Annotated in this window: 9 protein-coding genes; all 9 read left to right on the forward strand. The window is 46.5% G+C overall.

The features are described 5' to 3' along the window. Positions 1-494: 494 nt before the first annotated feature. The 9 genes from R8O10_RS07190 to R8O10_RS07230 all read left to right on the forward strand — a co-directional run bounded on the left by R8O10_RS07190 (position 495) and on the right by R8O10_RS07230 (position 13,508). Positions 495-2,177, forward strand: coding sequence for an ABC transporter substrate-binding protein (locus R8O10_RS07190; RefSeq protein WP_005380037.1), 1,683 nt, complete (start codon positions 495-497; stop codon positions 2,175-2,177). Between the two features lie 170 nt (positions 2,178-2,347). Further along, positions 2,348-3,334, forward strand: a complete 987-nt coding sequence (locus R8O10_RS07195) for an ABC transporter permease (protein WP_005380038.1) — start codon at positions 2,348-2,350, stop codon at positions 3,332-3,334. A gap of 2 nt (positions 3,335-3,336) precedes the next feature. Then, complete coding sequence (locus R8O10_RS07200) at positions 3,337-4,362, forward strand: ABC transporter permease (protein ID WP_047102642.1); 1,026 nt, start codon at positions 3,337-3,339, stop codon at positions 4,360-4,362. 2 nt (positions 4,363-4,364) lie between these two features. Next, positions 4,365-5,348 carry an ABC transporter ATP-binding protein gene (locus tag R8O10_RS07205; RefSeq protein ID WP_005386550.1) on the forward strand — a complete coding sequence of 328 codons (984 nt, stop codon included), beginning with the start codon at positions 4,365-4,367 and terminating at the stop codon, positions 5,346-5,348. A 47-nt stretch (positions 5,349-5,395) separates the two neighbouring features. Beyond that, positions 5,396-6,391 carry an ABC transporter ATP-binding protein gene (locus tag R8O10_RS07210; protein ID WP_054579087.1) on the forward strand — a complete coding sequence of 332 codons (996 nt, stop codon included), beginning with the start codon at positions 5,396-5,398 and terminating at the stop codon, positions 6,389-6,391. A 63-nt stretch (positions 6,392-6,454) separates the two neighbouring features. Then, positions 6,455-8,194 carry a glycoside hydrolase family 9 protein gene (locus R8O10_RS07215; protein WP_171343196.1) on the forward strand — a complete coding sequence of 580 codons (1,740 nt, stop codon included), beginning with the start codon at positions 6,455-6,457 and terminating at the stop codon, positions 8,192-8,194. A gap of 2 nt (positions 8,195-8,196) precedes the next feature. Further along, the gene (locus R8O10_RS07220) at positions 8,197-9,087 is read left to right on the forward strand and encodes an N-acetylglucosamine kinase (protein ID WP_005380046.1); all 891 of its coding nucleotides are present in this window, start codon (positions 8,197-8,199) and stop codon (positions 9,085-9,087) included. 8 nt (positions 9,088-9,095) lie between these two features. Further along, the gene (locus tag R8O10_RS07225; protein WP_318191253.1) at positions 9,096-11,015 is read left to right on the forward strand and encodes a beta-N-acetylhexosaminidase; all 1,920 of its coding nucleotides are present in this window, start codon (positions 9,096-9,098) and stop codon (positions 11,013-11,015) included. 84 nt (positions 11,016-11,099) lie between these two features. Beyond that, positions 11,100-13,508 carry a GH36-type glycosyl hydrolase domain-containing protein gene (locus R8O10_RS07230; protein ID WP_318191254.1) on the forward strand — a complete coding sequence of 803 codons (2,409 nt, stop codon included), beginning with the start codon at positions 11,100-11,102 and terminating at the stop codon, positions 13,506-13,508. The last annotated feature ends 73 nt before the right edge of the window (positions 13,509-13,581 follow it).

Here is a 13,581-nt window from a genome sequence, read left to right on the forward strand (position 1 = left end):
TAACAAGCGGATTTTGACGAACTATTGATAGAGATTGCGAACTTAATCACAACAGAACGGCAGATTAATTTTTAGCTGATTAATTAACACCATTTCTGCATGTGAGCGAGATCTCCGAACCTAGAAAACAAGCAGGAAACGTATATTTAAAAAGGACCAGCAGGTTAGTAATCACCAACACTTATTATTAACAAGGATATAAACTGCGACGCATATCAACGTTTATTTTTTGGCCCAATGCTGGTTAAAATTAGCCAAAATAACGTTTATAACGGAGAGCTCAGAGATTTTAACGTTTTTAACGGGAATCAAGTTTGATTATTTTATGGATAAGGTGTTTTCTTACTCCTACCTAAGGCCTACAGGCCACTCTTGGCGAAACTCAATGTTGTAATGAGTAAGGCATGTACAAGAGGTAGGTCTTAGAGAGTGTTTATCAATTGATGACATTCAATTCCATTTAGTGAAATGAAAGCAAATAGTAAGGAACAGCTATGCTTGCCAATATTAAAAAAACAGCACTAGCAACAGCAATTATTGCAACGGCTACTACAGGTTTTGCATCGGTAGCTACTGCGGCTGAACGCAGTGAACTGACTATCCACCCTAAAGAGTTTACAACTTTCGTTCGTAACTTTAACCCTTTCTTGGGTGCAACTAACCTGCACACAACAACCGACTTTATTTACGAGCCGCTCGTTGTTTTTAACGAAATGCACGGTAACACGCCTGTATTTCGTCTAGCAGAAAACTTTACCATGGCTGATGACCTGATGAGCGTAACCTTCGATATCCGTAAGGGCGTAAAATGGTCTGATGGCAAAGCGTTTACCGCTGATGATGTTGTTTATTCTTTCAACCTAGTTAAAGAGAAGCCAGAGCTAGACCAATCTGGTATCAACTCTTGGGTGACTGGCGTAGAAAAAGTTAACGACTACCAAGTTAAATTCCGTCTAAGCGAAGCAAACTCAAACGTTCCTTACGAAATTGCGAAAGTACCAGTCGTACCTAAGCACGTATGGAGCAAAGTAAAAGATCCAGCAACATTCACAAACGAAAATCCAGTAGGCAGTGGTCCATTTACTGAAATCGACACTTTCACACCGCAGCTATATATCCAGTGTGAGAACCCGAATTATTGGGATGCTGACAACCTAGATGTAGATTGTCTGCGTGTGCCACAAATCGCGAACAACGACCAATTCTTGGGCAAAATCGTTAACGGCGAAATGGACTGGACGTCTTCATTCGTACCAGACATCGACCGTACGTACGCTGCAGCAAGTCCGAATCACCACTACTGGTACCCACCAGCGGGTACTCAAGCATTTGTAGTGAACTTCAAAAACCCAGACGCTGCGAAAAACGAAGCACTAACTAACGTTGACTTCCGTCGTGCGTTCTCTATGGCGCTAGACCGTCAAACTATCATTGATATCGCTTTCTACGGCGGCGGTACAGTGAACGACTTCGCATCTGGCCTTGGCTACGCATTCGAAGCTTGGTCTGATGAAGAGACGCACAACAAGTACAAGGGCTACAACACATACAACGCGGAAGGTGCGAAAAAGCTTCTAGCTAAAGCTGGCTTCAAAGATGTAAACAAAGATGGCTTTGTGGATACACCATCTGGCAAGTCTTTCGAGCTCCTAATTCAATCACCAAACGGTTGGACTGACTTCAACAACACAGTACAACTAGCCGTTGAGCAACTAGCAGAAGTGGGCATTAAAGCTCGTGCTCGTACACCAGACTTCTCGGTATACAACCAAGCAATGCTAGAAGGTACTTACGACGTTGCTTACACCAACTACTTCCACGGTGCAGATCCACACTTGTACTGGGATAGTGGCTACAACTCGAAGCTACAAGCTGGTGACGGCATGCCTCGCTTTGCAATGCACTTCTACAAGAACGATAAGCTAGACGGTCTTCTTAACAGCTTCTACAAGACAGCAGATAAGCAAGAACAGCTAGAGATCGCTCATGGCATTCAGAAGATCATTGCTCAGGACCAAGTAACTATTCCTGTGCTATCTGGCGCGTACATGTACCAATACAACACAACTCGCTTCACTGGTTGGTGGAACGAAGAAAACCCTAAGGGCCGTCCAAACATTTGGGCAGGTATCCCAGAGCGTCTACTTCACGTACTGGACCTAAAACCAGTTAAATAAGTAGAAGTTCATTTCAAGCGGCATACATCCCGTGTGCCGCCTATAAAAATCCCTTGTTAACGAAACCAATATGTGGCGCTCGTCGTCAGGGGATTTTTCGCTCTAAATTTCGCTAGGAGCGACCTGAAACCAGAAACAGGGAAAAAATCTGGGTGAGTAAGGTGTGAGTTATGGGTTATTTTTTAAGACGTTTGTCGTTCTATCTTGTCGCGCTCTTAGTTGCAGCGACGTTAAACTTTATTATTCCGCGAGCAATGCCTGGTGACCCAGTTACCATGATGTTTGCTAATGCTTCAGTACAGGTGACTCCAGAACGAATCGCAGCAATGAAAGAACTGCTCGGTTTCGTTGATGGGCCAATTTACATTCAGTACTTCTCGTACATTAAAAACATTCTAAGTTGGGAATTGGGCACCTCAATCCAGTTCTACCCACTTTCAGTTAATTCTTTACTAGGTAGTGCATTTGGCTGGTCACTATTTCTAGCTGGTACTGCGGTTGTACTTTCTTTCTCCATCGCTTCTGTCCTTGGTATTTTTGCCGCCTGGAAGCGCGGTAGTAAGTACGATGCATTCGTAACGCCTGGCACATTGATCATTCAAGCTATTCCACAAATGGTTATCGCAATGTTAGCGCTGTTTACCTTTGCGATTGGCCTGAAATGGTTCCCATCTGGCTATGCTTACACGCCAGGTACTATTCCTGATTGGACAAGCTGGGAGTTCATCAAGAACGTGGGTTACCACGCTGTACTACCTCTATTCTGTGCAACCATCGTTCAAATTGGTGGCTTCCTAGTTAACATGCGTAACAACATGATCAACCTTCTCGCCGAAGACTATATCACGATGGCTAAAGGTAAAGGGCTGAGTGAAAACCGCGTCGTCTTTAATTACGCCGCACGTAACGCACTACTTCCAAGTGTTACCGCACTGTCTATGTCTTTAGGTATGGCCATTGGAGGTCAATTAATCATCGAGATGATTTTCAACTACCCAGGCCTAGGTACTGTTCTATTGAACGCAATTCACGCTCGTGACTACCAAGTACTTCAAGGTCAGTTAATTATCATGACGATGTTCATGCTGTGCTTCAACTTAATGGCTGACATGCTGTACATGATTCTAGACCCTCGCCTACGTACGGGAGGCAAATAATCATGAAAGAACTATTCAAACTTATTTTAGGTAACGCATTTGCTCGCATTGGTCTTGGCATTGTTACGCTGTTCGTGTTCGTTGCGATTGCCGCTCCTTTACTTACAAAGCATGCGCCAGACAAGCGAACCGGTAACCCACACGAATACCCAAGCTTTGTTGTAAAACAGGCACAAAACAACCCTGATGGTTGGGTCGCTAAAAACCTAGCAGACGATCGTCGTACACTGCTTATGTCTAAAAAGGCCGACCACGTATTAGGTACTAGCCGAATGGGTCGCGATATCTGGTCGCAGGTGGCTTACGGTGCACGAGTATCACTGGGTGTAGGCTTTGGTGCTGGCATCATCGTGTGTTTCTTAGCAACAGTCATTGGTATATCGGCAGGTTACTTCGGCGGTAAAGTGGATGACGTATTGAGTGCCGCGATGAACATCATGTTAGTAATTCCGCAGTATCCATTGCTATTCGTGTTGGCGGCCTTTATCGGTGAAGCAGGCCCACTCACCATTGCCTTGATTATCGCTGGTACTTCTTGGGCATGGGGTGCACGTGTTGTCCGCTCTCAAACTATGGCACTACGCGAGAAAGAGTTCGTTAAAGCTGCCGAAGTATTGGGAGAGTCTTCATTCCGCATCATCTTTGTTGAGATTTTACCAAACCTTATCCCAATTGTCGGTGCGAGCTTCATTGGCTCAGTAATGCTGGCGATCAACACTGAAGCGGTCATTTCGTTCCTAGGTTTGGGTGATGCCAACACGATCAGTTGGGGCATCATGCTTTACAACGTGCAAACCTCATCAGCCATGCTGATTGGCGCATGGTGGGAAGTACTAGCACCTTGTATTGCCCTAACATTACTGGTTACTGGTCTTGCTCTGTTGAACTTTGCCGTTGACGAAATTGCGAACCCTCAACTTCGTTCTCACAAAGGCATGAAACGCTGGAAAAAACTAGCAGCAAAAGACAAGAAAGAGCGTGAGCCTGAACTGGCACCACAAAATGCACTATGGAGCGGAGATAAATAATCATGACTGCACCACTAATTTCCATCCGTAACCTATGCGTAGACTACATCACAGACGCGGGCGATGTCCGCGCCTGTAACAACGTGAGCTTCGACATTGCACCCGGTGAAGTATTCGGTCTGGCTGGTGAATCTGGCTGTGGTAAATCCACTGTTGCCTTCTCACTAATGCGCCTTCATAAGCCGCCAGCGTTTATCACAGGTGGTGAGGTTATCTTCAACGGTGAAGATATCCTTCAGTACAGCGATGATCGCATGCAAGCGTTCCGCTGGAGTGAAATGTCGATGGTATTCCAGAGTGCGATGAACGCTTTGAACCCTGTTCTAACCATGGAAGAGCAGTTCTGTGACGTCATCATGCGTCATACCAATATGACTCGCGCTCAAGCAAAAACACGCGCTGAAGGTCTATTGGAAATCGTTGATATCCACCCTAGCCGACTAAGCGATTACCCACACCAATTCTCTGGCGGTATGCGTCAACGCCTGGTTATTGCTATCGCTTTGGCTCTGAACCCAAAAATGATCATCATGGATGAACCTACAACGGCACTAGACGTGGTAGTTCAACGTGAGATTCTACAAAAAATTTACGCGCTTAAAGAAGAGTTTGGTTTCTCAATTCTGTTCATCACACATGACTTGTCATTGATGGTCGAGTTCTCGGATCGTATCGGCATCATGTACTCAGGTGAGTTGATTGAAGTCGCGCCTTCTAAGCAAATTCTGGAAAGTCCTTACCACCCTTACACCAAAGGTTTGGGTAGCTCTTTCCCTCCACTAACTGGACCAAAGACCAAATTGACTGGTATTCCAGGTAACCCGTTGAACTTGCTAGAAGTACCACAGGGCTGCCGCTTCCAAGCTCGTTGCGACCGCGTACATGAAGCATGTACACGTGTACCAACCCAATTACGTCAAATTGAACCAGGTCGCCTCTCAAATTGCCATTTGTACGGCGACACCATTGCTCAAGCTAAGGTTTAACAACAAAAAAACGCTAGCTAAGAACAAAAATTACACTGGAGAGAATTATGAGCAAACAATTCGGCGAACTGCTGATTGAGGGTAAAAATGTCGTTAAGGACTTCCCTTTAAACAGTAACTCAATCAAACAATCTAAGATGCGCGCAATCAACGACGTCTCTTTCAAAATGTACAAGAGCCGCGGCTTGTCAGTGGTAGGTGAATCTGGTTCAGGTAAGTCTACTACTGCAAAAATGATTGCAAAAATGTACGCACCAACCGATGGCATCATTGAATACAAAGGTCGTGATATCCAAGACATCACCTCTCGTCACGATTTAATGACCTACCGTGAAGGTGTACAAATGGTGTGGCAAGACCCGTTTGGCTCGCTAAACCCAACGCACAATATCTTCCACCATATTGCTCGACCACTGCTAATCCACAAAAAGGTCTCACCTAGCAACAAGAAAGAACTGGAAGAGCGTGTGTACGACCTACTTGAACAAGTTGGTCTTATTCCACCAAAAGAAACGGCGCAAAAGTTCCCGCACCAGCTATCTGGCGGTCAGCGTCAACGTGTAAACCTAGCTCGTAACATCGCAGTTGGTGCAGAAGTGGTATTGGCGGATGAGCCAACATCGATGCTCGATGTATCAATCCGTGCCGGTGTTCTGAACTTGATGGAAGAGATGAAGTTCGAGAAACAAATGTCTCTGCTTTACATCACTCACGACATCGCAACAGCGCGTTACATTGCTGAAGATCTCGCGGTCATGTACGTAGGTCACATGGTTGAATGGGGCGATACTGAAGAAATCATTCACGATCCTCAACACCCATATACGCAACTGTTGGTATCTGCGGTTCCAGATCCATCGAAGTCTATTCACGAGAAACTGAAAGGCAACAAAGGGGAAATCCCACTTTGGACACCAGAATCTGTCGGCTGTCCATTTGCTGGACGTTGTGTACACGCTACCGACAAATGTCGCGAACGACTACCGGGCGTCACTCAACTGTCCGACAACCACTTTGTCCGCTGTTACTTATTTGAAGATTAATCATAACGAGGGTCAGGTTCAGCCTGGCCCATTCCTGTTTTTATCGTTTCCCGGAGACATTGAATGCTGCTACTGACTAACCACATTGGTTATGAACGTCTGGGCCCAAAGAAAGCCATTATCCAGACCGAACAACCACACTTGTCTTCTTACACTGCTCAATTGATTTGTGCCACTAGCGAGCAAACCGTGGCAACTTTTGCGGTTGAAGAACAAGGTAAAGTGGCGAACTGGCATCAGGGCTATTTCTACCTCATCGACTTTTCCTCTTTCACAACGTCAGGTGACTATTTCTTGCAAGTAGAAGATACGCGCTCTTCCTCTTTCATCGTTGGCGAACACATTCTGTTGGATCAAACTTTGTCAGATGTGATCCACTACTTCAAATCGCAACGTTGCGGCGGGATCTTCGATCAACAAGATCGACAACTTCCAGTACTAAACTCCAATAAAAAGGTTGATGTACACGGCGGCTGGTACGACGCATCAGGAGACGTTAGCAAGTATTTAAGTCACCTTTCATACGCGAATTATTTGAATCCTCAACAAACCCCAATGGTGGTTTGGAACATCCTAAAAGGGGTTTCATTGCTTGAAGGAAGCGAAGACATTGCAGCTTTCACACGTACACGTCTGATTGAAGAAGCCCTGTTCGGTGCAGACTTTCTTGTGCGTATGCAAAACGAAAAAGGCTTTTTCTACATGACGGTCTTTGACAAGTGGAGCAAAGATACTGCGCAACGCGAGATTTGCGCGTACGAAACTCAACTTGGTCACAAATTTGACGACTATCAAGCAGGCTTTCGACAAGGTGGCGGTGTCGCCATTGCAGCGCTAGCGGCAGCGTCGCGTTTAAGTGTTCACGGTGAATACGATCAACAAAAATACCGCAACGCTGCCGAAAATGGTTACTGGCACTTAAAAGAGCATAATACGCAGTACCTCAATGATGGGGAAGAAAACATTATCGACGAATACTGTGCGCTACTGGCTTGTGTAGAACTGTTTAAAGCAACCAAAGAAACTCGCTACTTGGAAGAGAGCCGTTTGTGGACGCAACGTTTAGTTGCACGCCAAATGAGCGATGAGCAGATTCAACACTTTTGGTCAGCAAACCAAGACGGCAGCCGTCCATATTTTCACGCAGCCGAAGCTGGTCTACCAGTTATTGCCCTATGCGAATATCTATCAATTGAAGACGACTCAGCACGAGCGGAATCGGTAAAACGTATCGTCAACCTAGCGTGTGAGTTTGAGGTCACAATATCGAATAAAGTGATCAACCCATTCGGTTACCCTCGCCAATATGTTAAAGGCGTAAATGAGTCAAAACGCGAGGCATTTTTTGTCGCACACAACAATGAATCCGGCTATTGGTGGCAAGGCGAGAATGCTCGACTGGGCTCACTCGCGACCATGGCGTACCTTGCTCAACCGCATATAGCGTCGCAAGAAGTACAGCAACAACTTTCTGTGTTTGCTCAAGATGCATTGAACTGGGTTGTAGGCTTAAACCCATACGACATGTGCATGCTAGATGGCCATGGTCGTAACAACCCTGATTACCTCCCTCAATATGGTTTCTTCAACGCAAAAGGTGGCGTGTGTAACGGAATCACTGGCGGCTTTGAAGACGAGGAAGACATTGCATTTAACCCACCTGCACAAAAAGAAGACGTGTTACAAAACTGGCGCTGGGGCGAACAATGGATCCCGCATGGCGCTTGGTACTTACTCGCGATAATGAGTCAAGCTCAGCATGTTTCTCAGTTGGCGACCTCTAAAAATATGAAGGAAGAATAATCATGGGAATGTATTTTGTCGGTATCGATGGTGGCGGCACGTCATGTCGAGCCAGGATTAAAGATTCACAAGGTAATTTTCTTGGCGAGGCCAAAAGCGGCAGTGCCAACATCATGCTAGGTGCTGAAATAGCAATGGCTTCGATTCTTGAATCCATCACTTCGGCTACCGAGCAAGGCGGTCTGACACAACAAGATTTCGCGTCGATGCACGTCGGCTTAGCCCTTGCTGGCGCAGAGCACAAAGCATCTTGGCAAGCCTTCATGTCTCTTCCTCATCCATTTGCCAGTATGACTCTGAATACCGATGCTTACGGTGCGTGCGTTGGTGCGCACAATGGCGAAGATGGCGCAATCATGATTGCGGGAACCGGTTCTTGTGGCATCTACCTTAACGGATTGGAGCAACATGTTGTCGGTGGTCGTGAGTTCCCTATTTCGGATCAAGGTGGCGGTGCAGTGATGGGGCTACGCCTAGTTCAGCAAGTTTTGTTAGCTGAAGATGGCATCAGAGAAAAAACGCCCCTAGCACAACACGTTATGACGCATTTCGAAAATGAGGTCGACAACGTGGTGGCGTGGTCAAAACAGGCGCTTCCTCGTGATTATGGGCAGTTTTCTCCGGCTATTTTCCAACATGCGGAACAAGGCGATGCACTGGCCATTGAAATGCTGAAGCAAACCGCAGCGGATATAGAAATGTTTCTCGTGGCATTAAACAAGCGCGGCGCAACACGTATTTGTTTAATGGGCAGCATAGCTGAACGCATTGTACGTTGGCTTTCACCACCAGTTCAGCAATGGATTGTTGAGCCACAGTTTGACGCGATTGAAGGCGCAATTATGTTTGCTGGCAAACCAGAACATAACCTTTACTCGCTCAGTGCGGCGTAGGAGTAGATATGGAATATCGTGTTGATCTCGTAGTCCTTTCTGAGCAGAAACAAAACTGCCGCTTTGGCCTCACCTTTCATAACTTGAGCGACCAAGACCTAAACAGCTGGAGCTTAACTTTCGCTTTCGATCGTTACATTCTTCCAGACAGCGTTTCAAATGGTCAACTGACTCAAATTGGTAGTTTTTGCACACTTAAGCCAGAAGGGGTGGTACTGGCTGCCAACCATCACTATTACTGTGAATTCAGTATTGGTTCGAACCCATTCCGTTATTACTCGGATGGCTTTAACGAAGCGATGATCAACTTTGTCGTTGATGGAAACCCACAGCGCGCACAAGTGGATGTCACGCCTATCGTATTAGCTTCACCATACCGTGAACGCAGTGAGATTCCTGCAAGTTTAACCCATGCACAGCCCTTGCTGCCAAAACCAAACCATATTGAGGTCAGCGATCACTATTTTAGCTTTGATCATCATGCTGGCGTCGCGGTTTATTCAAGCCTGGCCAATTCAGCTAAAGAATGGCTACTTGATGAGCTTAAGCGCATTCACCAATTTGAGTTCGCATCAGACAATGGCAGTCAGCTCATCTTCAAAGGCAACCCAACCTTGGATGAAGGCGCTTACAAACTGAAAGCAGCCGAAGAGTCAATCAAAATTGAAGCAGGATCTTCGTCTGGTTTTACCCATGCTTGTGCAACGTTATTACAACTAATCAAAGTTGGCGATCAACCTAACTCAATGGAAGTAGTTTGCTGTTCAATCAAGGACAGGCCACGTTTTCGTTACCGCGGTATGATGCTGGATTGTGCTCGTCATTTTCACTCCGTTAAGCAAGTCAAACGCTTGATCAACCAACTGGCTCATTACAAGTTCAATACGTTCCATTGGCATCTTACCGACGATGAGGGGTGGCGAATTGAAATCAAATCACTGCCTCAACTGACCGATATTGGTGCTTGGCGCGGATTGGATGAGATCAATGAACCACAGTACACGCACTTTGATGAACGTTACGGCGGCTTCTACACACAAGAAGACATCAAAGACGTTATCGAATTTGCATCGCAACGCGGCATCACCATCATTCCTGAAATTGATGTACCTGGTCATTGCCGAGCCGCCATCAAGTCGTTACCACACCTATTGGTAGAAGCGGAAGATACCACCGAATACCGCAGTATTCAGCATTACAACGACAACGTCATTAACCCAGCTCTGCCGGGGAGCTATGAATTTATCGACAAAGTGCTAGAAGAAGTCTCTGCGCTTTTTCCTGCGCCTTACGTTCATATTGGTGCCGACGAAGTACCTAACGGCGTATGGTCAAAAAGCCCAGCATGCCAAGCACTAATGGAACAACTGGGTTACAGCGACTACAAAGATTTGCAAGGACACTTCTTGCGTTATGCCGAAGACAAACTTCGTAAATTGGGCAAACGCATGCTGGGCTGGGAAGAAGCTCAACACGGCGACAAAGTCAGTAAAGATACGGTGATCTACTCATGGCTAAGCGAAGAAGCGGCCTTGAACTGTGCTCGCCAAGGCTTTGATGTGGTGCTGCAACCAGCACAAACCACTTACCTAGATATGACCCAAGACTACGCACCTGAAGAACCGGGCGTGGACTGGGCAAACCCACTGCCACTAGAAAAAGCTTACAACTACGAGCCGCTCGCTGAAGTGCCTGCTGACGACCCAATACGTAAGCGCATTTGGGGCATTCAAACAGCATTATGGTGCGAAATTATCAATAACCAACCTCGCATGGACTACATGCTCTTCCCTCGTTTAACTGCAATGGCAGAAGCATGTTGGACAGACAAACAACACCGAGATTGGACCGACTATTTATCACGCTTGAAAGGCCATCTACCTCTGCTTGATTTGCAGGGAGTGAATTACCGTAAACCGTGGAAGTAATACAAAACTGATGTCGAAACATCACGCTTGAAGAGTTTTTAAATTTTGGCTGCTGATGCAGCTTCGTAAAAAGGAAAGACACAAATGAAATACGGCTATTTCGATAACGAGAATCGCGAATACGTCATCACTCGCCCTGACGTACCAGCACCATGGACCAACTATCTAGGTACTGAGAAGTTCTGTACGGTTATCTCGCACAACGCGGGTGGCTACTCGTTCTACAACTCTCCAGAATACAACCGTGTTACTAAATTCCGTCCAAATGCGACATTCGATCGCCCAGGACACTACGTTTACTTGCGTGATGATGAGACAGGTGATTACTGGTCAATCTCTTGGCAACCAGTTGCGAAGAGCCTAGACGAAGCAAACTACGAAGTTCGTCACGGCTTGTCTTACTCTAAGTTCAAATGTGAATACAGCGGTATTACCGCAACAAAAACTCTGTTCGTGCCAAAAGGCGAAGACGCTGAAATCTGGGATGTAGTGATTAAAAACACCTCTGACAAACCACGTACGATCAGTGCATTCTCATTTGTTGAGTTCTCATTCAGCCACATTCAATCTGATAACCAAAACCATCAGATGTCTCTGTACTCGGCAGGTACGGCTTACAACGAAGGCGTGATCGAGTACGACCTGTACTACAACACCAACGATTTCGAAGGCTTCTACTACCTAGCTTCAACATTTGCCCCAGATTCATACGACGGCCAACGTGACAGCTTCCTAGGCCTATACCGTGACGAAGCAAACCCGTTAGCGGTAGAACAAGGTAAGTGTTTCAATACAGCGCAAACTTGTTACAACCACTGTGGCTCTTTGCATAAGCAATTTACTATTCAGCCGGGTGAAGAAGTTCGCTTTGCTTACATTCTCGGTATCGGTAAAGGCAACGGAGAGCGTCTGCGTGCTAAGTACCAAGACCTTGCAGAAGTCGACAACGCATTTGCGGGTATCAAAGCACACTGGGATGAGCGTTGTGGCAAGTTCCAAGTGAAATCACCAAACGAAGGTCTAGATACCATGATCAACGCTTGGACGTTATACCAAGCGGAAACGTGTGTGGTGTGGTCTCGCTTTGCTTCATTCATCGAGGTGGGAGGCCGTACTGGTCTTGGTTACCGCGATACAGCGCAAGATGCAATCTCAGTTCCTCACGCTAACCCAGCAATGACGCGCAAACGTATCGTTGACCTACTGCGCGGCCAAGTAAAAGCGGGCTACGGTCTACACCTATTCGATCCAGATTGGTTTGATCCAGAAAAAGCGGATGTTAAACCATCTAAATCTCCAACCGTAGTTCCAACACCTTCTGATGAAGACAAAATTCACGGCATCGAAGACACCTGTTCTGATGATCACCTATGGCTAGTTCCAACCATCTGTAAGTACGTGATGGAAACCGGTGAGCACAGCTTCTTCGACGAAGTGCTCCCTTACGCCGACGGTGGCGATGCAACGGTTTATGACCACATGAAAGCCGCGCTAGACTTCTCGGCTGAATACGTAGGTCAAACCGGTATCTGTAAAGGTCTGCGTGCAGACTGGAACGACTGTCTGAACCTAGGTGGCGGCGAATCTTCAATGGTGTCGTTCCTACATTTCTGGGCACTGCAGGAGTTCATCGACCTAGCGAAATACCTAGGTAAGGAAGCCGACGTTGAAAAATACACCGAGATGGCAGCAAACGTGCGTGAAGCGTGTGAAACACACCTTTGGGACGAAGAAGGCGGCTGGTATATCCGTGGCCTAACGAAAAACGGCGAAAAGATCGGTACAGCGCAACAAAAAGAAGGTCGTGTACACCTAGAGTCAAACACACTTGCGGTACTTTCTGGTGCGGTATCTCAAGAGCGCGGCGAAAAAGCGATGGACGCTGTCGATGAGAACCTATTCTCTGAATACGGCCTCCACCTAAACTCACCATCTTTTGCAACACCGAATGATGATATCGGCTTCGTAACTCGTGTTTACCAAGGCGTAAAAGAGAACGGTGCGATATTCTCGCATCCAAACCCATGGGCTTGGGTAGCTGAAGCGAAACTGGGTCGTGGTGATCGTGCAATGAAGTTCTACGATGCGCTAAACCCATACAACCAGAACGACATCATCGAAAAACGTATCGCAGAACCGTACTCCTATGTGCAGTTCATCATGGGTCGTGACCACCAAGACCACGGTCGTGCAAACCACCCATGGTTAACAGGTACATCTGGCTGGGCTTACTTCGCTGTTACCAACTTTATCCTTGGTGTGCGTACAGGCTTCGATGGCCTAACTATCGATCCATGTATCCCAACGAACTGGCCTGGTTTCGAAGTGACTCGTCAATGGCTAGGTGCAACGTACAACATCAAAGTCGTTAACCCAGACTTAGTAAGCAAAGGCGTTAAGTCGATTACTGTGAACGGTGAAGCAGTGAATGGTGCCTCTGTACCAGTTCAAGCGGAAGGTTCAGTAAACGAAGTTATCGTTACTCTAGGTTAATCATCTTTTGAGGGAGAGCTTTTCCCCTTTTGATTTATCCGATGCACTTGAGTTTGATGTGTGCATCGGTTCG

It is taken from the genome of Vibrio sp. 1727 (assembly GCF_033344415.1).
Classification (GTDB): Bacteria; Pseudomonadota; Gammaproteobacteria; order Enterobacterales; family Vibrionaceae; genus Vibrio; species Vibrio alginolyticus.